This window comes from Burkholderia pyrrocinia, assembly GCF_003330765.1.
GTDB lineage: Bacteria > Pseudomonadota > Gammaproteobacteria > Burkholderiales > Burkholderiaceae > Burkholderia > Burkholderia pyrrocinia_B.
Genome location: NZ_CP024903.1, coordinates 2,786,640 through 2,813,100 on the forward strand (window position 1 = coordinate 2,786,640; position 26,461 = coordinate 2,813,100).

At 66.9% G+C, this 26,461-nt stretch carries 20 protein-coding genes; 5 read left to right on the plus strand and 15 right to left on the minus strand.

The window, feature by feature from the left end:
• Positions 1-50: 50 nt before the first annotated feature.
• The 8 genes from CUJ89_RS30290 to CUJ89_RS30335 form a co-directional block, all read right to left on the minus strand.
• Positions 51-1,901 carry a S10 family serine carboxypeptidase-like protein gene (locus CUJ89_RS30290; RefSeq protein WP_114180938.1) on the minus strand — a complete coding sequence of 617 codons (1,851 nt, stop codon included), beginning with the start codon at positions 1,899-1,901 and terminating at the stop codon, positions 51-53.
• 695 nt (positions 1,902-2,596) lie between these two features.
• On the minus strand, positions 2,597-4,408 hold the full coding sequence (locus CUJ89_RS30305; protein WP_114180939.1) for an ExeM/NucH family extracellular endonuclease: 1,812 nt from the start codon (positions 4,406-4,408) through the stop codon (positions 2,597-2,599).
• 259 nt (positions 4,409-4,667) lie between these two features.
• Complete coding sequence (locus CUJ89_RS30310; RefSeq protein ID WP_114180940.1) at positions 4,668-5,036, minus strand: copper-binding protein; 369 nt, start codon at positions 5,034-5,036, stop codon at positions 4,668-4,670.
• A complete protein-coding gene (locus tag CUJ89_RS30315) occupies positions 5,033-8,239 on the minus strand; it encodes an efflux RND transporter permease subunit (RefSeq protein ID WP_114180941.1) in 3,207 nt (1,068 codons plus the stop codon). Before CUJ89_RS30315 ends, CUJ89_RS30310 begins: the two co-directional genes overlap by 4 nt.
• On the minus strand, positions 8,236-9,750 hold the full coding sequence (locus CUJ89_RS30320) for an efflux RND transporter periplasmic adaptor subunit (RefSeq protein WP_114181646.1): 1,515 nt from the start codon (positions 9,748-9,750) through the stop codon (positions 8,236-8,238). The genes CUJ89_RS30315 and CUJ89_RS30320 overlap by 4 nt, the downstream gene beginning before the upstream one ends.
• An 11-nt stretch (positions 9,751-9,761) precedes the next feature.
• Positions 9,762-11,054 (minus strand): TolC family protein, encoded by a 1,293-nt coding sequence (locus tag CUJ89_RS30325; protein WP_114180942.1) that lies wholly within the window; start codon positions 11,052-11,054, stop codon positions 9,762-9,764.
• A 92-nt stretch (positions 11,055-11,146) separates the two neighbouring features.
• A complete protein-coding gene (locus CUJ89_RS30330; RefSeq protein WP_114180943.1) occupies positions 11,147-11,527 on the minus strand; it encodes a hypothetical protein in 381 nt (126 codons plus the stop codon).
• 106 nt (positions 11,528-11,633) lie between these two features.
• Positions 11,634-12,266, minus strand: coding sequence for a glutathione binding-like protein (locus CUJ89_RS30335; RefSeq protein ID WP_114180944.1), 633 nt, complete (start codon positions 12,264-12,266; stop codon positions 11,634-11,636).
• Positions 12,267-12,402: 136 nt separating this feature from the next.
• Between CUJ89_RS30335 and CUJ89_RS30340 the strand changes: the two genes are divergently transcribed.
• From CUJ89_RS30340 to CUJ89_RS30355, 4 genes are all read left to right on the plus strand, one after another.
• Positions 12,403-12,795 (plus strand): winged helix-turn-helix transcriptional regulator, encoded by a 393-nt coding sequence (locus tag CUJ89_RS30340; RefSeq protein WP_114180945.1) that lies wholly within the window; start codon positions 12,403-12,405, stop codon positions 12,793-12,795.
• Between the two features lie 29 nt (positions 12,796-12,824).
• A complete protein-coding gene (locus tag CUJ89_RS30345) occupies positions 12,825-13,193 on the plus strand; it encodes a hypothetical protein (protein WP_114180946.1) in 369 nt (122 codons plus the stop codon).
• A gap of 47 nt (positions 13,194-13,240) precedes the next feature.
• Positions 13,241-14,104 carry an XAC2610-related protein gene (locus CUJ89_RS30350; RefSeq protein ID WP_114180947.1) on the plus strand — a complete coding sequence of 288 codons (864 nt, stop codon included), beginning with the start codon at positions 13,241-13,243 and terminating at the stop codon, positions 14,102-14,104.
• A 182-nt stretch (positions 14,105-14,286) separates the two neighbouring features.
• Entirely contained in the window at positions 14,287-15,666 is a 1,380-nt protein-coding gene (locus tag CUJ89_RS30355; protein ID WP_114180948.1) for an MFS transporter, read from the plus strand.
• 52 nt (positions 15,667-15,718) lie between these two features.
• Here the strand turns inward: CUJ89_RS30355 and CUJ89_RS30360 are convergent, their stop codons facing one another.
• The 4 genes from CUJ89_RS30360 to CUJ89_RS30375 form a co-directional block, all read right to left on the minus strand.
• The gene (locus CUJ89_RS30360; protein ID WP_114180949.1) at positions 15,719-16,795 is read right to left on the minus strand and encodes a C45 family autoproteolytic acyltransferase/hydolase; all 1,077 of its coding nucleotides are present in this window, start codon (positions 16,793-16,795) and stop codon (positions 15,719-15,721) included.
• Between the two features lie 57 nt (positions 16,796-16,852).
• Complete coding sequence (locus CUJ89_RS30365) at positions 16,853-18,427, minus strand: DUF3138 family protein (protein ID WP_114180950.1); 1,575 nt, start codon at positions 18,425-18,427, stop codon at positions 16,853-16,855.
• Positions 18,428-18,524: 97 nt separating this feature from the next.
• Positions 18,525-19,640, minus strand: a complete 1,116-nt coding sequence (locus CUJ89_RS30370; protein ID WP_114180951.1) for a polyamine ABC transporter substrate-binding protein — start codon at positions 19,638-19,640, stop codon at positions 18,525-18,527.
• Between the two features lie 179 nt (positions 19,641-19,819).
• A complete protein-coding gene (locus CUJ89_RS30375) occupies positions 19,820-21,544 on the minus strand; it encodes an amidohydrolase (RefSeq protein WP_114180952.1) in 1,725 nt (574 codons plus the stop codon).
• Positions 21,545-21,781: 237 nt separating this feature from the next.
• Here CUJ89_RS30375 and CUJ89_RS30380 point away from each other — a divergent pair, with 237 nt between their 5' ends.
• Complete coding sequence (locus CUJ89_RS30380) at positions 21,782-22,612, plus strand: helix-turn-helix transcriptional regulator (protein ID WP_114180953.1); 831 nt, start codon at positions 21,782-21,784, stop codon at positions 22,610-22,612.
• Positions 22,613-22,629: 17 nt separating this feature from the next.
• On the opposite strand, the gene CUJ89_RS30385 is transcribed toward CUJ89_RS30380, so the two are convergent.
• The 3 genes from CUJ89_RS30385 to CUJ89_RS30395 form a co-directional block, all read right to left on the minus strand.
• Positions 22,630-23,550: a LysR family transcriptional regulator gene (locus CUJ89_RS30385; RefSeq protein ID WP_114180954.1), complete on the minus strand. Its 921-nt coding sequence runs from the start codon at positions 23,548-23,550 to the stop codon at positions 22,630-22,632.
• A 128-nt stretch (positions 23,551-23,678) separates the two neighbouring features.
• The gene (locus CUJ89_RS30390; protein WP_114180955.1) at positions 23,679-24,869 is read right to left on the minus strand and encodes an MFS transporter; all 1,191 of its coding nucleotides are present in this window, start codon (positions 24,867-24,869) and stop codon (positions 23,679-23,681) included.
• 86 nt (positions 24,870-24,955) lie between these two features.
• Positions 24,956-26,416, minus strand: coding sequence for an NAD(P)/FAD-dependent oxidoreductase (locus CUJ89_RS30395; RefSeq protein WP_114180956.1), 1,461 nt, complete (start codon positions 26,414-26,416; stop codon positions 24,956-24,958).
• Between the last annotated feature and the right edge of the window lie 45 nt (positions 26,417-26,461).

Sequence of the window (26,461 nt, forward strand, 5' to 3'; positions counted from 1 at the left end):
CTCGCATTCAATGGATGAATAGAGGGTTCCTTTGACAAGGAGTCCGTCGCTCAGGGGGCCGCCGCCAGCGTCGTCGCTGCCGTCGCGCCCGGGACGCTGCCGGTCGGCACGCTGGGCGGGTTTTCATCCGGCCACGGCGGCGGCAGCGTGTGCAGCGTCAGCGCCGTCGGAATCCGCTTGCCGCGATAGAACGTCGTCAGGTCCCGCTTCATCTGCGGACGGGCGACGTCGTCCAGATAAGTCATGTGTCCGCCCTGGAAGAAGTTCACTTGCAGCTTCGGGTTCAGGCCCTTCACCGTCTGCAGCCGCGCGAGCTGCTTCTCGGTGTTGAAGAACGGTGTCGCGAGATCGTGGAAGCCGTTCTCCGCGAGCACGCGCAGCTTCGGGTTGAGCTGCAGCGCACCGAGCAGATCGGGGATCGTGTCGGGCATCGGCTGGCCGTCGTGCGTGAAGTCCCATACGCCGATGATGTTGTCGTTCAGCGGCAGGTAGGTCGCGTTCGGCGCGGTGTAGCCGAGGTAGTCGGGCATCTGCGTCGCGAGCGCGTTCGTGAACGGCTGCGATATCAGGATGTCCGACGGGTCGCCATCGGTTTGCAGGCGCGGATCCGAATTCGGCAACGACACGCGTCCGTCATACCGGCCGACCGTCGTGCCGGGCAGCAGGCTCGTCCCGAACGGGTTCGCGTTGAAGTAGCCGCGCAGCGCCTGTTGCGTCAGGCTCGACGGGATCGACCACAGCCTGAGCGTCGCATCGCTCGGGAACACCGGCGTGCCGAGCGCATCCGGAATGCCGAGCTGGCTCAACACCCATGACTGCGAGTACTTCTGCAGCTGGTTGTAGATCAGCGTCGTGAACAGTTCCGTCTGCAGTGCGTACAGATCCTGGTTCACCGGCGCGGGCGATACCTGGTTGAAATACGCCGCGACCGCCGCATAGCCGGGCAGATAGCCGGCCACGGTATCGGTATCGAGCAGCAGCCCCTCCGTCGACTGCGTGATCGCCACCGCTTCCACCGCATCCGCGAAGTAATTCAGGATCGACGACTGCAGCACGATGCCCGTCAGGTGCACGCCGGCCGATTCGAGCGCGAGCGCCAGCATGTCGGTACGCGGCGTGCCGTACGATTCGCCGTACAGGTAGATCGGCGAACTGCTGCGGCTGTTGACGTTCAGGTAGCGCTGGATGAAGTCGCGCATGATGTTCACGTCCGCATCGGAACCCCAGTACTTCTGGTTGGTGTTCGGCAACACGGCTTCCGACAGCCCGGTCCCCGGCGGGTCGATGAATACGAGGTCGCTGGTGTCGATCAGGCTGTCCACGTTGTCGACGAGCGGATAGTTCGGCCAGTTGTTGCCGAACAGTGGATCGGGCGTGGCGACGCGGGTCGGCGCGAACGAGCCGAGACGCAGCCAGATCGACGACGAGCCGGGGCCGCCGTTATACACGAACGTGACGGGACGCGGCTTGCCGTTCGTGCTCGGCGCGGTGTACGCGACATACGACATCGACGCTTCCGCATTGCCGTTCGCGTCCTGCGCGGTCAGGTGGCCGGTGGTCGTCGTGTAGTTGACGGCCGTGCCGCCGGACTTCCACTGGTAATGCATGACGGCCGCTTTCTCGGACACCTGCGCGGCGGCAAGGCCGTCGGTCGCATTCATCGAATACGCGACCTGATCGACGTAAGGCTGGTTGGCCGCCGGCGTCTGGCTGCCGGCCGATTGTTGCGCGCTGGCCTGCTGGCTGGCAGTCGCCTGCGCGAGGCTCGACGCGCCGACGGACGACGAATCGTCGCCGCCGCACGCCGCGAGGACCAGTGTCATGACGGTCAATGCACCTAGCCCGGCCAACCGGCCGTGACGGCCACGGCGGCTGCCGGTACAGCTCCTGTCTGGTTTCATCTCTATCCTTGTGTGGGTTCGGATACCGCTTCACAAAGGCCGCCAACGCTCGAGAAACGCGCAGGCCTACCCGCCACTCGCGTTGCACGGTCGGCAGTCGGCGGTTGGGGATTGGACTTCTAAGAGACTGAACTTGATACAGACACAGCAAACTGCTGGCGAGAATGGTGCTCGGACGCCCCCTGCAGTCTGGACAACTTTTATATGACCAAAATTTACGACATGACAAAAATAGGCGGTGCTGCGCCGCGTTGTCAAAGATCATTCCGATATTAAAAATCCCGTAATGATGCAAACGCCAGTCAGTGTCTGGCATTTGAAAGAAAACGGGATTATTCGTGCAAGGCGCGCTGTATCGGCAATGTCTCGCCGAATATTTTACTTTTCACGTACAACGCTGAAGCCTTTACTGTATTGATACAGCGCCTCTAAAACCTTCATATCGACAGGATTTTTCTTTCATTTTTATTATCCAGAATCGATTAAGGCCGCGCGGCGGCATGCGCACGTGATTCGATTCACTTCAACCACTCGTCAATCAAGATGCTTATGCGCACCTCGTCACCCATAAAATACCGATTTCGTTAATACGCGCGGGCTTCAACGGAATTATTTACCCGACATTCGACCGGATTTTCCGAGCGGGCGACGGCATGCAGCATCGCCGCTCGCCGTCGCCCGCCTTCAACCCGCTATCAACGCCCGCCGCCCGGCAGTGCGATATCGATCAGCACCGGATCGTGATCCGACGAGCGATATGCATCCGGCGCGTAGTACGTCTTCTGCTGCTCGGCCGACTTGTACGCGAGCGTGTACTGCAGCGCGAGCGGCTCGTCCGCGTTGATGTGCCATTCGTGCACGGCCTTCACGTGCGACGCGAGCGGCAGCGTCGCGAGCGCGTGATCGAGATAGCCGGCTTCGCCGTTGTACACGTAGCTGTACGCGTTCGCGCCGATCCAGCGCGCGACGAGGTTGCGGTAGCCGCGCGATTCGAGCGTGCGGATCGGGTCTTCATGCGTGTAGCTGTTGAAGTCGCCGATCAGCAGCACGCCCTGGCTCGCGACGCCCGTCGGCGTGCCGGCGAGCCAATCTGCCAGCTTCGCCGCGGCGCGCGTGCGCGTCGGGTTCCAGCAGCCCTGGCCGTCGCCCTGGTCGAGATCGTCGTTCGCGGCATCCGGGCAGTTCTTCGACTTCAGGTGGTTGACCGCGACGGTCAGCGCCTGCTTGCCGCCGATGCGGCGGAACGACTGTGCGAGCGGCTGGCGGTTCTTGTCGTCGATCGCGAGCGTCGCCGCGCGGCCGACCGGTTCGACCTTGCGGCTGTCGTAGATCATCGCGACCGCGATCGCGTCGCCGCCGAGGCGCGACGTGCCCGGATCGACCACGCGCCAGCTGTTGCCGAGCTTCGCCGCAAGCTGACGCACCGCGCTCAGTTCGCCGTAGCCGTTGTTCTGGATTTCCATCAGGCCGATCACGTCGGCGTCGAGCGCCTTCAGTGCGCTGACGATCTTCGCTTCCTGACGCTGGAATTCCGGGTAGTTCTTCGCGCCGCGGTTGTTCGGATCGTCGAAGCCGCCGCCGAGGCCGTTGCCGTTGAAGTAGTTGAGGACGTTGAACGACGCGACGCGCAGGTTCGATTTCGGATCGCGCGCGGGCGCGTTGGTGCGCGGGTTCGCACGCGCGTCGAATGCCGGCACGGCCGCGCCGGGCAGCGGCTGCACGCGCCATGCGCCGTACCGCACCTCGAGTACGCCTTCGACATTGCGCACGGTGTAGCCCGCGCGCAGCGTGTTCGCCGCGGAAAGCTCCGGCGCCGGATACGGCACGGTCGCGGGGTTCTGCTTGTTCGAGCCGTCGTCGAGGATCAGGCGGTTGCGCGCGTTCGCGTCGATCTGCGTCTGCGCCTGTGCGGGCGGCACGACGCTCGTCGGCGTGCGCAGGCGGCCGTTGCTGAGCATCACGCTGCCGTAGCGGCCGAGCTCGTAGTTATCGGTGACGTTCAGCGTCTGCGGCAGGCGGACGAGCATCCCTTCATACGCGGCGAACGCGTTCGGGCTGTCGACCGGCAGCGTGAGCGTCGTGGGCGTGACTGCCTGGCCGTTCGCGCACACCGCGATCGCGCCCGACAGCGTGAGCTGCGTCTGCCCGTATTTCTCCTCGACCTTGCCCGTCACGTGCACGAGATCGCCCGCCTTCGCGCGCACTTTCGGCGCATAGACGAACAGGCCTTCGGACACGCCCGGCTGGTTGCGGCGCTGCGCGTCGGCCTGCTGGACGAAGAAGCCGCCGAAGCCATCGGTGCCGCCGAAATCGGCGGTGACGACGGCTTCGATCGACGCGTTCTGGCCGGCGAGCGGCGACGGCGCGCCCGGCCCCTGGATATCGGCGATCGGCGTCGTGCTGCCGCCGCAGTTCGGGCTGACGGGCGCGACGGTGGCGGCGAACACCGGCGCGGCGAGCGTCGGGAGCAGCAATAGCGGGGTAAGCAGGCGGATTGTCGAGCGCATGACGGGGAATCCCGGTTGTGAGGGTGGCGAAAGCTTAGCGGCGCTCGGTGACAGTTTTTGGTAATCGACAGACAGGTCTATGTAATTTTCGTGATCACGCCGCGATCGCAACCGGCCGCACGGTTGCGCATGAAAAACGGGGAATCGTCTGACAAAAAGCCCTGTCGCGACGATTCCCCCTGATGACCTTCGGCAACGCGCCGGCGCGGCGCGCTTCGCTGCACGGATGCGGGCGACGGCAACGCCCGCATCCGGACGATCAGGACGCTTTCGCCAGCTTGACGATCGTCAGCGTGCCGTTGACCTTCTCGATCCGCACCTTGACCTTGTCGCCCGCGTGAACCTGCGCGAGCATGGCCGCGTCCTTCGCCTTGAACGCCATCGTCATCGGCGGCATCCCGACGTTCTCGAGCGCGCCGTGCTTCAGCGTGACCATGCCGCTCGCGGCATCGACCTTCTTCACTTCCGCATCGGTCAGCGCGGCATGCGACTCGGCCGCGTCGCCCGACGACATCTTCATGCCGGACATGTCCATGCCCGACATGTCGCCGGCCGCCGATGCGGGCGCTGCGACAGCGCCGAACGCGAGCGTGGCGGCAACGGCCGCAATCAATTTCATCTTTTTCATCGAGATTCTCCAGTGTGGGTGGATGGCACATTCATGCCGGAAGGAACTGCGGGGAAATGCCGCGCATCGCTCGCGCTTCGCACACGACGGCGCTGAAGCAGAAGCCACGCGGCGGGAATGACGAACATCGACAGCAGCGGCGCCGTGACCATGCCGCCGACCATCGGCGCGGCGATGCGCTGCATGACTTCGGAGCCGGCGCCGTGCCCGACCATGATCGGCACGAGGCCGGCCAGCACGACGGCGACCGTCATCGCCTTCGGCCGCACGCGCAGCACCGCGCCTTCGCGGATCGCGTCGAGCAGCAGCGCATCGGTCAGCGGCTCGCCGGCGTCGAGCCGGCGCTGCAACGCACCCTTCAGGTACAGCAGCATCACGACGCCGAATTCCGCGGCCACGCCCGCCAGCGCGATGAAACCGACCGACGTCGCGACGGACACCGCGTGGCCGAGCGCCCAGACGAGCCAGAAGCCGCCGACCAGCGCGAACGGCACCGTCGACATCAGCAGCAGCGCGTCGGCCGCCGAATTGAACGTGAGGAACAGCAGCACGAAGATCACGACGAGCGTCACCGGCACGACAGTGCGCAGCGTCGCCGCCGCGCGTTCGAGATACTCGAACTGCCCCGACCACGCGATCGAATAGCCGGGCGGCAACGCGACCTGCTGCGCGACGGCCTGCTGCATCGCGCGGACCGCCGTGCGCAGGTCGGTGCCGCGGAGATCGACGTACACGTAGCCGGACAGCCGCGCGTTCTCGCTGCGGATCATCGGCGGCCCGTCGGCGATCGCGATGCGCGCGACGTCGCCGAGGCGGATCTGCGCGCCGCGTGCGGTGACGACCGGCAATTGCCGCAGGTTCTCGAGCGAATCGCGGATCTCGCGCGGATAGCGGATGTTGATCGGGAAACGCTCACGCCCCGCGATCACTTCGCCGACATCCTCGCCGCCGACCGCCGACGACACGACCGACTGCACATCGGCAACCGACAGGCCGTAGCGCGCGGCGGCGAGCCGGTCAATGTCGACGTCGAGGTAGCGGCCGCCGTTCAGCCGTTCCGCGAGCGCGGACGTGACGCCCGGCACGTGCTTCACCGCCGCCTCGACCTGCGTCGCGATCGCGTCGATCCCCGTCAGCTCAGGCCCGGAAATCTTCACGCCGACCGGCGTCTTGATGCCGGTGGACAGCATGTCGAGCCGATTGCGGATCGGTGGCACCCACACGTTCGACAGGCCCGGCACCTTCACCGTGCGATCAAGCTCGTCGACCAGCTTCTCCGGCGTCATGCCGGGCCGCCATGCACTGCGCGGCTTGAAGCGGATCGTCGTCTCGAACATTTCGAGCGGCGCGGGGTCGGTGGCCGTATCCGCGCGGCCCGATTTGCCGAACACCGTGTCGACCTCGGGCACGGTCTTGATCAGCCGGTCGGTCTGCTGCAGCAGTTCGCTCGCCTTGTCGGCCGAGATGCCCGGCAGCGCGGTCGGCATGTACAGCAGGTCGCCTTCGTCGAGCGGCGGCATGAATTCGCCGCCGAGCCGCGACAGCGGCACGGCCGTCAGCACGAGCGCGACGACCGCGATGCCGATCGCGAACCACGGGCGCCGCAGCGTCGCTTCGAGCAGCGGCCGGTACAGGCGGATCAGCACGCGGTTGATCGGATTCGCGTGCTCGTGCGGAATGCGGCCGCGCACGAGATAACCCATCAGCACGGGCACCAGTGTCACCGACAGCCCGGCGGCAGCGGCGATCGTGTAGGTCTTCGTGAACGCCAGCGGTGCGAACAGCTTGCCTTCCTGCCCTTCCAGCGAAAACACCGGAATGAACGACAGCGTGATGATCAGCAGCGAGAAGAACAGCGCCGGCCCGACTTCCGCGGCCGACGTCGCGACGAGTTCCCAGCGCCGCGCGGCCGTCAGCGGCTCGCCGGGATGCGCGTGATCGTAGGCTTCCAGATGCTTGTGCGCGTTCTCGATCATCACGATCGCCGCGTCGATCATCGCGCCGATCGCGATCGCGATCCCGCCGAGCGACATCAGGTTCGCATTCACGCCCTGGTAGCGCATCACGATGAACGCGGCCAGCACGCCGAGCGGCAGCGACAGGATCGCGACGAACGCGCTGCGCAGATGGAACAGGAACACCGCGCAGACGATCCCGACGATGACGAATTCCTCGATCAGCTTGTCCTTCAGGTTGCCCACCGCGCGCTCGATCAGTTGCGAGCGGTCGTAGGTCGTGACGATCTCGACGCCGGGCGGCAGCGAATGCTTCAGGTCGGCGAGCTTCGCCTTCACCGCGTCGATCGTCGTCAGCGCGTTCTTGCCCGAACGCATCACGATTACGCCACCCGTCACCTCACCCTGCCCGTTCAGCTCCGCGATCCCGCGCCGCATCGCCGGGCCGACCTGGATGCGCGCGACGTCGCCGAGCAGCACCGGCGTGCCCGCGTCGTCCGTGCGCAACACGACATGCCGGAAGTCGTCGAGCGTGCGCAGGTAGCCGGACGAACGCACCATGTACTCCGACTCGGCCAGCTCGACGACCGAGCCGCCGGATTCCTGGTTGGCCTTGCCGAGCGCGTCCGCGACCGCCGCCTGCGTGATGCCGTACGCGCGCAGCTTGTCCGGATCGAGCACGACCTGGTACTGGCGCACCATGCCGCCGATGCTCGCCACCTCGGATACGTCCGGCACGGCCTTCAACTCGAACTTCAGGAACCAGTCGTTGAGCGCGCGCAGTTGCCCGAGATCGTGATGGCCGGTGCGGTCGACCAGCGCGTACTCGTACACCCAGCCGACGCCGGTCGCATCCGGCCCGAGCGACACGGTCGCGCCTGCCGGCAACCGGCTCTGCACCTGGCTCAGGTATTCGAGCACGCGCGAACGCGCCCAGTACGGATCGGTGTGGTCGTCGAACAGCACATAGACGAACGCGTCGCCGAACGACGAGTACGCGCGCACGGTTTTCGCGCCGGGCACGCCGAGCAGCGTGGTCGTCAGCGGATAGGTCACCTGGTCCTCGACGACCTGCGGCGCCTTGCCCGGATACGACGCCTTCACGATCACCTGCGTGTCCGACAGGTCGGGCAGCGCATCGAGCGGCGTCTGCCGCAGCGAATGAACGCCCCACGCCGCGATCAGCACGGTGGCCAGGAGCACCAGGAAGCGATGGTGGATGGACCAGCGAATGATGCGCGCGATCATCGTTCGCCTCCCTGCGGTTCGACCTTCGTCAGCCGATAGCCGTCGTCGCTCTGCGTGAACGCGAAACGCACCGTCTCGCCCGGCTTCACGTCCGGGAACGCCTGCGCCGACGGCTTGCCGAACGCCATCGTCATCGCCCCCCAGCCGAGCGCCGGAACGGGCTGGTGCGAGAACGTGATGTCGGCGGACGTGACCTTCTCGACCTTGCCGGTGGTTTCGTAGATCGGCGCCGCCGCGGCGGAAGACGATGCTGCCGCGCTTGCGCCGGCCGCCCGTTCCAGCCGTGGCAGCACGCTTTTCAGGCTGGCCTCGGAATCGATCAGGAACTGCCCCGACGCGACGACCGTGTCGCCTTCGCTCAACCCGTCGAGCACTTCCGTGTCGCTGCCGACGTCGTTGCCCGCCGTCACCGACACCGGCTGCAGCCGGCCGTCGCCGTTCTTCACGATGACGATCGAGCGCTTGCCGGTCGCGATCACCGCTTCGGACGGCACGAGCAGGCGCGACACGGTCTGCTTCGCGGCGACATGCACGCGCATCAGCATGCCGGGCGTGAGCTTCAGCGACGCATTGTCGATCTCCACGCGCGCCTGCAGCGTGCGGCTGCCGGTGCTGATGCCGGGCAGCACTTCGCGGATGTGTCCCGTGAAGTGCCGCGCCGGATCGCCCGCGAACGTCGCGTCGACCGACATCCCCGGCTGCACGTTCAGCGCGAGCGCTTCCGGCACCTCGACGATGAGCCACAGCGTCGACAACCCGGCGATCTTCGCGAGCGTCTGCCCGGGCGCGACCATCGCACCATCCCGCACGTTCAGCTCGCTGACGACGCCGGTTTCCGGCGCGCTCAGCACGACATGCGTCTGCGCGCGGCCGGTGCGATCGAGGTTCGCGATCATGCCGTCGGGCATCGACAGCGCCCGCATGCGCGCGCGCGACGCGTCGAGCAGGCTGCCGTCCATGCCGCCGCGCTTGAGCGCGAGATATTCCTCCTGCGGCGCGAGCCAGTCCGGCACGAACAGCGACGCGACCGGCGCGCCCTTCGCGATGCGCTGCATCGGCGCGCGCGCGTAGAGACGGTCGATGTAGCCGGTGACACGCGACTGCACGACGTCCGCGCGCGATTCGTCGAACTGCGTGGTGCCCACCGCATCGAAGCCGGCCGCCGTCTGCTGCCGGCGCACGGTCGCATAACGAATGCCCAGGTTCTGCTGCAGGCCCGGATCGATCCGGATGCCGGACGCGCCGCCGCCTTCGTCCGCATAGACGGGCTGCAGCTGCATGTCCATGAACGGCGATTTCCCCGGTTTGTCGAAGTGCTGGTTCGGCACCATCGGGTCGTGCCAGTACAGCACCTTGCGTCCCGCCTGCGGATCGGTCATGCCCGACGGCGCGACAGCCGCCGCCCCCGCGCCGCCCGCCGCATGGCGCACGCCCGCGAAATAGCCCGCGCCGAGCAGCGCCGCGCCGGCGAATGCCGTCAACGCCGCGCGCGCCAGTGATTGTTTCGTCATCTCGTTCTCCTTCACTGCGCGGCGGCCATCGTCGACGGCACGACCTGATATTCGAGTTGCGCCCACGTCTGCGACACGTCGCGCCTGAGATCGAGCACCTGCAACTGCGCTTCCAGCTGCGCGCGCCGCGCGGCGAACGTGTCGGCGAGCGAACCCGTGCCGGCCCGGTAAGCGGCCGTCGCGAGCTGCACGCGCTGATCGGCGGCGGGCAGCAGGGATGCGCCCAGGTTCGCGATGCGTTCGCGGCCGCTCGCCAGCGTCTCGGACTGCGTACGGATATCGGCCTGCACCTGACGCAGCGTGTCCTCGTACATCAGGCGCGCCTTCGTCGCGAGCGCGGCTTTTTCGGCGACGTCGCGGTTCTGGCGGTTCTTGCGGTTGAGCGGCAACGGGATCGAGACACCGACGGACACCATGTTCGAATACGCGCCGCCGCGCTGCTGGTACGCGATCTCCCACGTCCAGTTCGGGCTGCGCTCGCTGTTCGCGACCGCGGTGTCGGCTTCGGCGACCGCGATGTCGTCCGCGGCGGCGACGAGCGCCGGTTGCGACAGACGCAGTTCGTCCGGCGGCAGCGACGACACAAAGGATTCGGGCGCGGGCGGCGTGCCTGTCACGTCCGCCACCGGGGCGGCCGTCCAGCGGGCGAGCGCGATGAGCGCGGTGCGATACGCCTGCTGCGCCTTGAGCACCTGGTCCTGCGTTTGCGCCAGCATCGCGCGGGCCTGGACGACATCGCCCGCGCTCGCCTTCGCGCCGCGATACGACGCCTGCGTCGCGTCGAGTTCATGGTTCATGTGACCGAGCAGCGCCTGCTGAAGCGCGAGCGCCTGCTTCGCGTAGACGGCGTCAAGCCAGGCCGTCGCGGTCTGCTGGCGCACGGCGGCGAGCTGCGCGAGATAGCCCGCGCGCTCGCGGCCGACCTGCTCGTCGGCCAGCGCCGAGCGCAGCCGCCGCTTGTCTCCGGACACCCATTCCTGCTCGATGCCGATGCGGCGCATCGTCATGAAGTCCTGGCCGACGGTGAAGCGCTGCCCGCCGTTAACCGGCAGATTGTCGATGCCGGCCTTGAGCATCGGGTCCGGCAACTGGCCGGCCCGGACGGCCGCTTCGGAACGCGCGCGCACCGAAGCCTGCGCGGCCTGCATCGAAGCGGAATGATCGGTGGCGGACTGCAGCGCGGCGTCCAGCGTGAAAGGCGACTGCTGCGCGTGAACGGCGCCCGCCACCAGAAGCGCGGCCCAAAGCACGGGCGCGCGCCGATACGCACGCCGCGTGCGCGGCGTGCCGAAATCGAATGACATGGTCTAACCCCAACGTCGGAACCCAAAGGGGTTCCACGTCCTGAGCACAGGACGAACCTCACCGCCTTGGCGGTGAACCGGTCGGATCGGGATCAGCTAATGCGTGGAGGGCGCCACAACCCGCTCGGGTCGCGGGCCGGGACGGTCTGCGTGTAATGGAAGACGATCGTGCTGGCGAATGCAGCGGGACGGCTGACGTCGGCGCGGGCGGCCGGGTGGTAGAGACTGCCGAACTGGCATTGGGCCGTCACCTTGCAGGCCATGCCCTTGGCTTTGGCCTTCGTGTGATCGGCGGATGGCGACTTCATCGAATCGCAATCGCTCATGTCGGCGGACAGGTTCATGCCTGTGTCCGCTTCCATCGACATCGTGTACTGCATCGGACATTCACCGGTCAGGCCGCTGGCTGCCAGCCCGCTGATGGGCAGCACCGCGCAAAGCAGCAGCAGGATGAAGGTCCGAAGCAATTTCATGGCGGCGATTATAGCGCGGCATTTTGCTGCGTGGCGGCGCGTCGATATGGCGGAACGGTCGCGGTGCGGCGGGATGACGCGCCGTATCCGTGACCGTCGCCGCGGGCTACCGCGACAGGCCTTCGTCCGTCAGCACGGCCTGCACCGCCGGCCGCGCGCGTACGCGCTCATACCATGCGCGCAGATGCGCATACCCTGTCAGATCGATATCCGCGTTGTACACCGACCGCATCCAGTCGGCCTTGCCCCAGCCGGTCAGCGCGAACAGGTACGCATCGGCAACCGTAAACGTGTCGCCCGCCAGGAACGTCTTGCCGTCGAGCTGGCGGTCGATCCATGCAAAGCGGCTGGCGAGCTTCTGCCGCGCCGGGTCGACGTATTTCCCCGCTTGCACCGCGTACAGCAGCGGAATGAAGCCCTTGTGGATTTCCGCCGTCAGGAAGTTCAGCCACTCCATCAACCGGTAGCGCGCGAGCGTGCCGTAGGCGGGCGCGAGCGCCGCTTCCGGACGCGCATCCGCGAGATACTGCGCAATGACCGGCCCTTCGCGCAGTGTCGTGCCGTCGTCGAGTTCGAGCAGCGGCACGTAGCCGAGTTCGGTCACGTCGTAGTAGTTGCGTCCGTCCTCGACCACATGCTTGCGCGCGTCGACCTTGACGATCTCCGCGTCGAGGTTGGCTTCGCGCAGCACGATGCAGATCGCCTGCGAGCAGCTTCCGGGAGCGTGATAAAGCTTCATGCTTTTCCTTGGTGGGTTGTCCGTGTATCGATTCGCCGCGACGCGGGCGCTAATATCTCGCATCGGCGCAAGCACGGGAAGACGGCAGTCGTTTGTGCCGTAGTCACAAAAAATTTACCGACCAGGGTTCAGCAGCATGAAAACGAGTGCGACAGGATGTTCCGTTGAAGAAGCGATGCGCCTGCTCGGCGGCCGCTGGCGGCTGCTGCTGGTGTCGTATCTGCTCGACGGGCCGCGGCGTTTCAGCGACCTGCGCCGCGACATGCCGGGCATCTCGCAGCGCATGCTGACGCTCGACCTGCGCGCACTGGAAGACGCGGGGCTCGTGCGGCGGACCGTCTATCCGGAGGTGCCGGTACGGGTCGAGTACGATCTGACCGCGGATGGCGACCGGCTGCGGCCGGTTGTCGACGTCATGCGCGAATTCGGGCTGTGGCTGAAGGCGCGAGATGCCGGTGCATCGTGCGATACCGGTGTGACGCCCGCAGCCGCAGCCTCGATCGAAACGGCAACCCACTCACCCCGATAACCATAACCATTACGCAGGAACCACCGTTCATGGAACTTCACGCCACAGTCGGCGCGGCGACGTCCGATCTCGACGACGACGAAAGCTTCGCCAACCTCTACTGTCACGATCCGGAGCAGGACTATTGCTTCGCGCTGTCGCGCTTTCCGGACGATGCGACGATCGAAGTGATGGTGCGCGACCAGATCAACCTGCGCGTCAAGGATCTGTCGGTGCGCCTGACGGACGCTACGATCGACGTCGAACTCGAACCCGCCATCGCCGCGCGTCTCGACGGCCACACGCATTACGTGATCCATCTCGCGCCCGGCCAGCACGACCCGGTCGCGCTGCGCGCCGCGCTGAAGGAGATCTTCGACGGCAAAAGCGGTTATCGCGACGACAGCGCACGCGGCTAGGCAGTCGCCTGCAAGCCCATCCTCGACCTTCGTTCCGACACCCGCTCATGACGCGTTCCCTGCAATTCCGCACGCCTCCTCGTCTCGCCGCGCTGCTGCTCGTTGCTTGCGCATCGATGGCGACCGCCGCGCACGCGGCCAGGCCGCTGCTCACGTTCAAGGTCGACGACACCGTCACGGCCCGCGTCGAGCGCGCCGACAGTGCGCACATCACGGTCCGCTTCCTGCCGAGCGGGAAAACCCAGACGCTCGACGTCACGGCCGCCGATGAGGAAGGCCACTATCACCTCGCGTCGGACGACTACAACTTCGACGGCCACCGCGATCTCGCCGTGCACGCGTTGCTCGGCATGGTCAACGACAGCTACGGCATCTACCTGTACAACGCCGCGCGCCAGCAGTTCGAGCCGCTGCACATGCCAGCGGCCAACCTGCCGCACGGCAACTGCGACGACCTGATCAACGTGTCAGCCAAGCCGAAAGAACGCACGCTTTACAGCTCGTGCCGGGGCGGCCCGATCTGGTACACCGATGCGTACCGCTTCGACACAAGCGGCGGGATGTATCTCTATCAGTCCAGCGAAGCGGTGCCGGATAACCTGCGCGACCTGCTCGATGGCGATTCGGGCCCGTCGTCGATGCTGCTGACCTACGACGAGCACGGCAAACGCGTGTCGCGCCGCCCCGACACGTACGGCGGCGGCAAGGTCACGTTCAAGGTGCGCACGGCGCGCCTGCCGCTGCACGACGCGATGACCGATACGCCCACGCGTCGCTATGTCGTCGCCGGCGACACGCTGGAACTGATCGACGCGAGCGCCGATTTCCAGTGGCTGAAAGTGCAGTATCGCAGTCCGCACGCCGGCGCCGTGCAGGGCTGGGTCAGCGCGAAGGAAGCGACGGCCAACTGATCCCGGATGCGGCGTTCCCGCCGCGCTTTCCCACATATTGAACGCGCGACGTCCCATTAATAGGGATGCCTGTTCAAATGTTGACGCACTTTGCGCCACGGCTCTAACGTTCGCTCCAACGCCATTCGATTCGGCCGCCCCGCTCGCGGGCGCCGACCGGGCAAAAAACACAGGAGACGACCGTGGCCCAATCCGCGTCACGCACCCGCGCCAACCCGCCGGAGCAGTTGCCCGCACACGCCGGCACCTCACCCGGTTCCGTCGCCCGCGCGGCCGCGACCACGCCACCGAGCCGCAAGCGGCTGCTGATCCTCGCGCTGCTGTTCATCACGGTCGTGATCAACTATCTCGACCGCAGCAACCTGTCGATCGCCGCGCCCGAACTGTTTCGTGAACTGAACATCGATCCCGTCCGCGCGGGCCTCGTGTTCTCCGCGTTCGGCTGGACCTATGCGCTGATGCAGATTCCGGGCGGCTGGCTCGTCGACAAGGTGTCGCCGCGCGTGCTGTATGCGGGCGCGCTGGCGCTGTGGTCGGCTGCGACGCTGCTGCTCGGCTTCGCGGGCTCGTTCGTCGGGCTGATCGTGCTGCGCCTCGCGGTCGGCGCGCTCGAGGCGCCGGCCTATCCGATCAACAACCGCGTGGTCACGACGTGGTTCCCGACCCGCGAGCGCGCGAGCGCGATCGGCGGCTACACGTCGGGCCAGTTCGTCGGCCTCGCGTTCCTCACGCCGGTGCTCGCGTGGCTGCAGGTGCATCTCGGCTGGCACATGGTGTTCGTCGCGACCGGCCTCGCCGGCATCGCGTGGGCCGCGATCTGGTATGCGGTGTATCGCGAGCCGCGCGCGTTTCGCGGCGTCAACGCGGCCGAGATCGCGCTGATCCGCGACGGCGGCGGGCTCGTCGATCTCGAAGACCGCGTCGCGGCGCGCAGCGAGCGCACCCCGTCGACGTGGCGCGACCTCGGCGTCGTGCTCGGCCAGCGCAAGCTGTGGGGCATCTATCTCGGCCAGTTCGCACTGAACTCGACGCTGTGGTTCTTCCTCACGTGGTTCCCGACCTATCTCGTCAAGTATCGCGGGATGGACTTCATAAAGTCTGGCTTTCTCGCGTCGCTGCCGTTCCTCGCCGCGTTCGTCGGCGTGCTGTGCTCGGGCGTGCTGTCGGACTGGCTGATGCGCCGCGGCGCGTCGCAGGGCTTCGCGCGCAAGCTGCCGATCATCTCGGGGCTGCTGATCTCGACCTGCATCATCGGTGCGAACTACGTCACGTCGACGGGCTGGGTGATCGCGTTCATGACGATCGCGTTCTTCGGCAACGGCTTCGCATCGATCACGTGGTCGCTCGTGTCGGGGCTCGCGCCCGCGCGGCTGATCGGCCTCACGGGCGGCGTGTTCAACCTGATCGGCAACCTGTCCGCGATCGCGACGCCGATCGTGATCGGGCTGCTCGTAAACGGCGCGGACTTCTCGCGCGCGATCACCTACATCGCCGCGATGGCGCTCGTGGGTAGCCTGTCGTACGGGCTGCTCGTCGGCAAAGTCGAGCGCATCGACGCATAAACGCTGCAAGGGCGGCACGCGCGTGCCGCCCCGCTGTTCCGTTGCGCGCGGATCAGAACCGCAGGAACCCGTCGCGCGCGAGGTCGTGCGGATTGCCGGCCACGTAGTCGAGCGCGCACGCATCGGTATCGATGCCGACGGTCAGCAGCGTTTCCCAGCGCTCGGTGTCGGGCATCGACAGGTCCGGATGAAAGCACACCACGGCCTGATCGCCGGCCGCGCCGCACATCGCGGCCGCGCGCTCGCGCACGTCGGCGCTCGTCATGCCGGTCACGACATCGTTCAGGTGCGCAAAACGCTCGCGCGTGGTCGAGCTGTCGGGCATGCACTCGCCGCCGCTCAACGCGCGGTCGAGGAAGTGATTCGTATGCAGCAGCCAGCCGTCCGGGCGCGGCACGACCACCCCCACGCCCGACGGGCTCAGCTCGATGCTCGCCGCGCGCGGGTTCGCGTCATGCCGCGTGAACACGGTCAGCACCGTCGATGCGCTCACGCGCGCGGTGCGCGCGAGTTCGATCGCCTCCTGCACCGTCGTCGCATCTTCGAGCACGCGCCGCGCGATCGCGTGAACGGGCACGCCGGCACTGTCGTTGTCGCTCGCGTGATGCAGGATGTTGAAGTGCAGCCCGAGCCCCGCGCTGTTGACGCCGAGCTTCGCCAGCATCCCGAATTCGGAGAACAGCTTGACGGTGCGGCCGTGCGGCGTATCGAACTGCATCAGCAGCCCCTGCGGCGCGAGGCTGTCGTGCCAGTCCCACGTCTGCAGCGTGCGCGGCGCGTTCGGGCCGGCCGGCGCGTAGACGGTCGTCGAGCACTCGCCTTCGGCCGACGCGGGCGCGGTGGCGAGAATCTCGGTGCGCGCGTTCAGGCACGCGAGCTGCCAGCGCGGCAAGTCGACGCCGTCGGCAATCGCTTCCACCTCGGCGGCGAGGCGCGGGCACCATGCGCCGAGCGCGGCAAGACTCGCTTCGCCGATCTCCCGCGCGCGCTGCGGATCGATGCCGAGCTTCGGAAAGAACGCGAGATAAAGCGCGACCGTCTCGCGGATCTCGGGCGCGAAGCGCTCGCCGATCAGGCGGCCTCGCTCGCGCGGATCGGTGATGTCGGTCGCGAAGGTGTGCAGCTTCAAGATCAGATCTCCTGTGTTGAATGAGGTCCGGGCCGGCTCGACCCGGAACGTGGTGCGTCAGAACGAATAGATGAACTGCATCCCGGCCAGGTCGTTGCTGCGCGCGTAGGTGCCGTTGCTCTTCAGGAACACCGGATGGTTCGCCGCGTCGTGGCGGTATTCGACCTTCACGGTAATCTGCTGCGTCGGATAGAACAACAGGTCGGCCGTGATCGCATAACGCTGCGCGCCCTTGCACTCGGTGCCGTTTGTCGACGAGGCCTGGAAGCACGACGGATCGATGCCGAAGCCGCTCGACCCGTTCACCGACGGGTTGCCGCCCGCGAGCCCGTACTGGATGTTCGTGCCGCCACCGCCATTCGCCGTGTTGTTCAGGTAGTCGAAGCGCAGCGTCGCGCCCATCCGGCCGACCCACGCCGTCGTCCACTTCGTATGGCCGAGCAGCGACATCCCGTACCAGCGCGCGGTGCCGCCGTTCCATGCGCCCTTCTGCAACTCGCCGTAGTCGATCTGCGCGTTGACCTGCGTCTTGTCGTGCGTATAGGTCATGTCGGCTTCCACGTACTTGTAGAGGCCGGTCGGCGACGATCCGTTGCACTGGTAGCCGTAGCCGCCCGCGACCGCGCACGGCGAGAACAGCGACTGCCGGCCGAGCATCCCGGAGAGGCCGAAGTCGAAGGCCGTCGACGTCGCGTTGTCGAAGCGCGCGGTGATCGTTGGCGTCCAGTTGGTCTTGGTCGTGTTGTTCGCCGCGTTCGCGATCGCGCCCGCCGTGCGCAGCACCTCGTTGCCGATGATCACCTGCCAGAAGCGCGTCATCGCCGCATTGTTGCCCTTCAGCCCGACGCCGATCAGGTTGCCCGGCTCGCTGAAGTCGTACAGCAGCCCGTGCGTGAGCGTCAGCATCTGGGTCGACGGCTGCACCTCGTAACCGGCGAGGCTCGGCATCATCCCGACCTCGAAGGTCCGCGTCGTGCTGAGCGGCACGTTGACCTGCGCCTGCGTGACGATGTTGTTGCCCACGCCACCGTGCGCGTTGCTGAACACGTTGCCGAAACCGCGGTTCGGCTGGATCACGATCTCCGCCGACGGCGCCATCGGGCCGACGCCGAAGGTCTTCTTGATGTCGAGATAGACGTCGCCGATCGTGCTGTTGAAGTAGTCGTACGCGCCCGGATCGTGGTTCAGGAACTGGAAGCCGGACGTGCGCTGCGCCCGGTTGAACAGGTACACGGGATCGACATAGCCGGTGATGCTCAGGCCCGCAAGCGGGCCGGTCGTCGCGGCTTCCTGCAGCGAGTCGACCTTCAACGACGCGTTCGCGATCTGCTCGCGCATCTGCTGCAGGTCGTCGTTCGTCAATGCGGGCGCCGCATCGGCTGCCGGCGCGGCGGCCGCTGCCGTGTTGACCGAGCCGATCGTCGCGCCGCCCGATGCGGCGGTGGTTGCCGCGCCGGGCGCCTTCGATGCCGTCATGCTTGCGCGCAGTTCGTTCACCTGCTGCTGCAGCGCGGTGACCTGCGCCTGCAGCGCCTTCATCTTGCTCGCATCGGTTGCCTGCGGCGTGTGCGCGAATGCCGAGGCCGCTTCGAACGCGAGCAGGCACAGCGCCGTCATGTGTTTGATTTTCATGGGATGGGTGATCGTCGGGACGAGCGCGCCCCCGCCCGCCGCGATGAGCGGCGGGGCGCGCGAAAAGTAGGCGGGAATGCGGGGAACGGCGGCCGGCTTACTCGGTCTTCAGCTTCGTCCAGAGACGGTTCTGCAGACGCATCAGCTCAGGCGGAACCGGCTTGCTGAGGCTCAGCTTGCGGATCACGTCGGCGGGCGGAAACACGGCCGGATCGCTCGTCACTTCGGCACGCACGAGGTGCTTCGACGACGGCACGGCAGACGGATACGACGTGTCGTTGGTCAGGTTCGCGCTCTCTTTCTCCGACAGCACGAAGTTGACGAACTTCAGCGCGGCATCCGGATGCGGCGAATCCTTCGGGATCGCCATCATGTCGAACCACAGCGCGCTGCCCTCGGTCGGGATCACGTACTTGATGTGATACGACTTCTTCGCGGAAGCGGCCGCGATCCGCGCGGAGTTCACGTCGCCCGACCAGCCGAGCGCGAGGCAGATGTCGCCGCCCGCGAGATCGTTGATGTAGCTGCTCGAATTGAACTGCGTGATGTACGGCCGCACTGTCTTCAGCAGTTCGTACGCGGCCTGGTAGTCGGCCGGGTTCGTCGTGTTCGGATCCTTCTTCAGGTAGACGAACGCCATCCCGAACGCATCGACCGGCGAATCGAGCACCGACACGCCACAGCTCTTCAGCTTCTTCGCATACTTCGGGTCGAACAGCAGCGCCCAGCTGTCGAGCGGCGCGTCGTTGCCGAGCGCGGCCTTCACCTTCTCGACGTTCATCCCGAGCCCGTCGGTGCCCCACGTCCACGGAATGCCGAACTGGTTGCCCGGATCGTCCTTCGACAGCACCTTCATGATTTCCGGATCGAGCAACCCGTAGTTCGACACCTGGCTCTTGTCGATCTTGCGGTAGATGCCGGCCTGCAGCTGCCGCGCCCAGAAGATGTCGGACGGCACGACCACGTCGTAGCCCGACGTGCCCGACAGCAGCTTCGCCTGCAGCGTCTCGTTCGAATCGAACTCCTGGTAGACGACCTTGATGCCGGTCGCCTTCTCGAAGTTCGCGATCGTCGCCTTGCCGATCGAGTTGCCCCAGTTGTACACGTTGACGACATCCGCCGCGTGCGCGACGGGCGCGCCGGCCCACGCGCACCCGCCCAGCGCGAGCGCCGCGCATGCCGTCTTCAGATGATGTTTCCAGTCCCCTGCCATGTTTTCCTCCGTCGATATCATGATCCGTTCGCGATGAACGGTGTGTGCTTCGGTCCGGAAAAATGTATCCAGAGGAAATTGGCCGGTCTGCCCTGCCAATAGGGGGACATGCCGCACAATCGACGCAAAACGGAAGCGGTTTGAAAGCCTGCGTCACCGCTCCGTCAGCCGGCGCCCGGTCAGGCGGCCGTCATGCCGGTACGCATACCGAAATCCTCGCCCACGTGCGTGACGCGGCCGTCCATCATCGTCAGCGCGACGTCGATACGGCCGATATCGTGCTGGCCGACCTCGAACAGGTCGTTGTCGAGCACCACCAGATCCGCGCGCTTGCCGGGCGTCAGCGAGCCGACCTCGTGCTCCATCCCGAGCTGGTACGCGCCGTGGATCGTGTACGCGGCGATCAGCTGCGGAATGCTCAGGCGCTCGGCGATGTCCGGGAACACCGGCGCATCGGGCTCGCCCGCGAGCTGGCGCGTATGGCCCGACTCGATGTGTTCGAGCGGCTTGTGCTGGCAGCGGCACTGGCACGCGAGGCCGTCCATACCGATCGACACCGTCACGCCTTCGTCGAGGAACGTGCGGAACTTGTACATGTTGCTCCAGCGCTCGTGGCCATAGTGGTCGCGCAGCTGCTCGGTGTACGCGTCGACCACGCCCCATTGCAGCTGCGTGTTCGCCATCACGCCCGCGCGGCGAAAGCGCGGGATGTCGTCCGGATGCGTGAGGAACGCGTGCGTAATCACGTGGCGGCGGTCGCGCGGCGGGTTCGAGCGGTTGACCTCGTCGAAGCCGTCGAGCGCCATCCGCACGGCCGCATCGCCGACGCAGTGGACCATCACGTTCGCGTTCGCGCGATCGGCTTCGACCAGATAGCGGTTGAACGTGTCGGCCGGCATCGTCGGCGCGCCGCAGGTGTCGGGGCGGTCCGCGTACGGTTCGAGCAGGTACGCGGTGTGGTTTGCCTCGGTGCCGTCGAGGAACAGCTTCAGCGCGCGCGCCTTCACGAGCGGCGAATCGTATTGCTCGCGATATTGGACGAGCGTGCCGACCGGATCGTCGATCTCGCCGATCACCGCGACGCTGCCGACCACGCGCAGCTTCAGGTCGCCCGCGCGCTCCATCGTCTGCAGCGTCTCGTACAGCAGCGACTGGTCGCCGCTCGGGTCGAAGAAGCCCGCGTCGAATACGGTCGTCACGCCGGCCGCGCACAGCTTCTTCTGCCACGGCGGAATCGATTTCAGGTACAGGTCGATGCCGGTCGGCAGCAGGCCGGCCGCGCTGATCCGTTGCATCAGCAACGAATACGCGGCGCCGTCGACGATCAGGCCGGTCGGCTCGCCCGTCACCGCGTCCTTCTCGAACCAGCTCGCGCCTTCCTGCACGGGCGGCGTCGACGCATCGATACCGGCGATCTCCAGCGCCTTCGAGTTCACCCACATCGAATGGAAATCGGTCGACAGCAGGCACACGGGGCGATCCGCGCAGATCGCGTCGAGCGTCTCCTTGCGCAGCAGCGCCGGCGGAATCGTCGCCTGCACCCAGCCCATCCCGGTGATCGCCGGCTCGTCCGGATGCGACTCGACGTACGCGCGCAGCGCGGCGAGCACCTTCTGCGGATCCTCATGGTTCACGAACGCCTGGAACGCGAACGCGGTCGTCTCGAAGTGCCAGTGCGATTCGACGAAGCCCGGCAGCACGAGCCGGCCGGCCGCGTCGACGACCTTCGTCTTCGCGCCGACGTACGCCTGCACGGCCGCCGTGTCGCCAACCTGGACGATCCGGCCGTCGCGCACGGCGACGGCCTGCGCCCACGGCCGATGCGGATCGACGGTGTAGACCTTCGCATTGGTCAGAACGAAATCCGCCGGCGTCGCGGCGGCCTGCGTCGGTTGAATCTGCATTGCCTGTCCTCTATGGTGATCAGGTTTTCGAAGTGCTTTCACTATAGACAGACGATTCGCACGGGTCTGCCCCCCCGACGCGGGGGCTTTTGCGAATTCCGGCGCGGCGCGCACACACCGTGTCGTCATTGTGGGGACAACGCGCAAAATCGGCGCTTTTATCCGGTGAATTCCCGGCAGACGCGCGCACGCGCTTCGCGTAACGTCGCGCTGTCATCCGCCCGCCCCCGTCCGACCATGCGACTTCTTCATCCCGATCCCGCCGCGCACGGCCACTACCTGGTCGGCGTGCGCCCCGATACGCTCGGCGCGACAATCCGCGCGGTTGGCACGCCGGGCTTCGTCGGCGCGGTCACGGCGTTCGTGAACGACAGCATCGCGGCCGACGCCGTGCATCTCGAACGCTGGCGCGCCGACACGGGCAGCGCGTCGGGCCATGTCGTCGAATGGCTCGGCAGCGGCAGCATGCGCTTCCCGGCGGACACGCTGCGCGTGATGGACGTCTACTACCAGGACTACTGCCACGTCGATCCGCTGTTCGCGCCGCTGCGCGGCAAGGCCGGCACGCTGCTCGTGCAGCGCCATATCGACGGGCTCGCGAACGGCGACTTCCGCCGCCGGATCTTCGACGAGCCGGGCATCGCGCAGGAATGCGTGCTGGTGCACGGCAACGCGCACGTGCAGTACGCGCTCGGGCTCGCGCGCGCCGGCGGGCAGGCCGCGTTCACGACGGACGAGCTGTTCCACTTCCGGCAGATGGTCGACTTGCTGTTTCCGATGTTCGAGCTGCATGCGCGCACGTGCGCCGCGCGGCGTGTCGCGTCGGTCTCGCCGAACGCGGCATCGCAGGCCGGTTTCGATACGCGCCTCGAACGACAGGACGTGCAGCTGTCGCGCCGCGAGCACGAGATCTGCCGGCTGATGCTGTGCGGACGCTCGGTGCCCGAAGCCGCGCAGCAGCTCGACGTGAAGCTGTCGACCGCCGAGTCGTACGTGAAGCGCGCGTTCGCGAAGCTCGGCGTGCGCACGCGCCGCGAGCTGTTCGACTGGGTGCTCGTCGACTGCTGAGCCGGCAGGACGCAGGCCTAGGCCGCCAGCGCGGCCGCCTTGATGTTGAATGCGCGCAGCAGATCCTCGCAGAACGCGTCGACGATCGGCTTGTCGCTCGTGCTGCGCTTCATCGCGAGATGCAGCGGCACGTCGAAGCTGAACGTCGTGCGGCCGACGGCCTTCACGAGCCCGCGCTGCTCGAACGGCTCCGCGTAATGCGCGGGCAGGTAGCCGAGATGGCCGCCGGACAGGATCAGGATCGTCGCGGCCTCGATGCTGTCCGCGCTCGCGGTCACGCGCCGCTCGGGCAGCGGATACTGCTCCTCCGGCACCGGATAGGTGCGCCATACCCAGTCATGGATCTGCAGGTCGTCCGCCGACACCGGCCGCGACGCATGAAACAGCGGGTGCCCGCGCCCGCAGTAGATCACCTGCTGCTCGGTGAAGAGCGGCGTGTAGAGCAGGCCCGGAACGCGATGCCAGAAATAGCCGATCGCGAGATCGAGCTGGTTGTTCACGAGGCTTTCCTCGAGCTCCTGCGGCGATGCGACCTTCATCGAGAACGTGACGGCCTGGTCGCGCTTGCGGAATGCGCCGATCGCGTCGGCGACGCGCGCATTCTCGACGAGCGGCGCCTGGCCGATCAGGCCGATCGACAACGTGCCGACCAGCTTGCGGTCGATGTCGCGCACGCGCGCGACGAATTCGGACGTCGCCGCGACGAGCGTGCGCGCGGTGGCCACGAAGCGTTCGCCCTTCGACGTCAGGCGAAAGCCGCCGCGCCCGCGATCGCACAGCTTGAAGCCGACGCGCGCTTCGAGCGCCGACAACTGCGTGCTGATCGTCGACTGCCGCACGCCGAGCGACGCCTCGGCGGCCGTGATGCCGCGTGCGTCGACGACGGCCAGAAAAACCCGGATGAGCCGGAGATCGAGATCGGTGGTATTCGAAAACATGCAGAAGCCGCTGCGCGTGCGCGCGTTGCCCGGCCGGCACGACGCGCATCGCGCGCCACGCCGCCCGCCTTCGCCGATGAATCGAATCGGACACGCGCCGCCATCGGCAGCGGCGCGCGCCGCAACCGTTACTCGGGTGTCGCCGCGAGCGCGCGTTCCATGCCGAACACCGCAGGTCGCAGCCGCCCGTAGCAGAGGAACGCCACCGCGCACAGCACGATCGCCGCGATCAGCGCCGCTTGCGTACCCGCGCTCTCGATCAGCGAGCCACCCGCGACCGAACCGACGCCATAGCCGAGCGCGACGCAGCCAGGCGACAGCGCGGCCGACTTGCCGATCAGGTCGTACTGCGGAATCGTTGCATAGATCAGCAGCGCGCCACCCGTCCAGCAGCCGATGAATACGATCGCGCCGAGCGCGAACGTCGCGACCGACGCCGGCATCGCGAGCAGCACGGCCGCGACCGCGCAGCCGCCGAGGTTCACGAGCGTCCAGCGGCGCAGGCCCGCGCCCGCGCCGAGCTTCGGCATCGCCGCGCAGATCACGAGGCTCGCGACGTTTGCGATGCCGAGCACGAGCGACACCGACTTGCCGCTCAGGCCTGCTTCGGTGCCGATCTTCTCGAGGAAGGTCCATACGACGCCGACCCCGCCGTACAGCGCGAGCTGCGCGCACAGCACGAGCATCGCGCCCTTGCGGTCGATGCGGCCGGCGAGCCCGGCCGGCGTCGGCGCAGCCAGCGTCTCGCCGCGGCGAAACAGCGGCGTCGCGAGCACGAACATGCCGAGCACGCACGCGACGAAACCGAACACGCCATGCGCGCCCCATGCGCCGCTCAGCATCGGGAAGATGTAGGCGAGCAGCACCATGCTCCACATCACCTGCCCCATCAGCATCATCCCGAGATTGCGCTCCGGCGCGCGCGAGTACGACAGGTAGCGCAGCGCGATGCCGTTCAGCCCGCCCGAACCGACGCCCGCGATGAACTGCAGCGTCGAATACGCGACGAGCCCGTGCGTCGCGAGCGTGCCGAGGTTCGCGCCGGCCGCGAGCGTCACCGCGCCCGCGAGCACGAGCCGGACCGGCTGGCGGCCGAGCACGAACGCGACGAGCAGCGTGCCCGTCGATTCGCCGAGCACCTCGACAAAACTGGACAGCCCGAGCGCCGCTTCGCCGAAGCCCCAATGGCGCTCGACCTGCCCAACGATCGCGGGCAAGCCGAGGAAGACCGTCGGCCCGAGGATGCCGAGCAGCAGCATCACGACGACGAACGGCGCGCTTTCCTGTCGCGCTTCATCTTGAAGGTTCACTACGTTCATGCGATGTCTCTCTCCGTGTCCGCAGCGCGGACCGTCTCCTCAAGGGAGCTTGGTATGGCGGCGGCCGGCCCGGGCCGCCGCGTCGTTTACATCGGGAAGCCCATCGCCTTGAGGCCGCTGATCCATGCGCGCTTCCAGCCGCCTTCGGCATCCGCGCCGTCGAACGCATGGAACGTGATCTTCGCGGCGACCCAGCGCATCGGCTCGGGCGGGATGTAGCTCGGGCTCTGGTTCGCGATGTCGAGCTTGCGCTCGGGGCTGTCGCGGTCGAACAGGATGTTCAGCCCCATGAACGCGCCAAACCGGCTCGCCGCGACGCCGAAACCCGTATAGCCGGCGACGAACACGGCCTTGTCGCCGAGATAGCGCTTCGCGAACACCGAGCCGCGCGAGCAGTAGTCGATCGGGCCGCCCCACGCGTGCGAGAAGCGCACGTCGCTCAGTTGCGGGAAGGTGCGGTAGAACGCTTCCGCGAGCCGGTAGTAGGTGTCGCGCTGGCCGTCCTGGTGCGGCTCCGGGTCGCCGTCGAAGTGATAGCTCACCAGGCCGCCGAAGATGATGTTGTTGTTCTTCGTCAGGCGGAAATAGTTGAGCTGCGTGCGCGTGTCGTACACGCCCTGGCGATTCTTCCAGCCGATCCGCGCGAGCTGCTCATCGGTGAGCGGCTCGGTCGCGAGCACGTGGTCGCGCACCTGCATCACGCGGCGGTTGATGTCGGGAATCCCGACCTTCGCGGTGCCGCTGCCGAATACGACGCGCGGCGCGCGCACGCTGCCCTTCGGCGTCTTCACATAGACCGTGCTGCCTTCGTCGGTCACACTCGTGAGCGGCGTGTGCTCGTACAGCTTCACGCCGAGCGACAATGCCGCGCGCTTCAGCCCCCACGCTAGCTTCGCCGGATGCACGATCCCGCTGCGGTTGCGCGACCACAGCGCGCCCGCGAACAGCGGCGAATTCAGTTGTTCGAGCGTTTCATCGCGGTTCAGCAGCACGACGTTGTGGCCGTACTCGCGATGCAGGTCGTAATCGCCCTTCAGGTGCGCGATATGCTCGGGATCGACCGCCACCGTCATCTCGCCGTTCCATTCGATGTCGGCGTCGATGTCGTAGCGCTTCAGCGTTTCCTCGAACCCGTCGAGGTTGTGATGGCCGAATTCCTCGAGCTGCGCGATGTCGTTCGGGAACACGCGCACCGCATTCGGCAGCCCGTGCATCACCGACGTCGAGATGATCCCGCCCGCGCGGCCCGATGCGCCGTGCGCAACCTTGCCGGCCTCGATCAGCACCACGTTCAGGTGCGGCATCTGTTCCTTCGCCTGCACGGCCGACCACAGCCCCGTGAAGCCGCCGCCGACGATCAGCAGGTCGGCCGTCACGTCGCCGACGAGCTCCGGCTCGGTCGCCGGCGCGGCCGGGTTGTCGAGCCAGTACGGGAACAGCTTCGTATTCGCGAGCGCCGCCTCGGCGCCCAGTGCGACCGGCGCACCACGCATGGCGTGGGCCTGAACCGGCGCGGTCTGTTTTGCTTCGTTGACTTCCATTTCCATGATCCCAGCCATCACACGCGAAAACGAAACCGCCGCCGGGTTCGC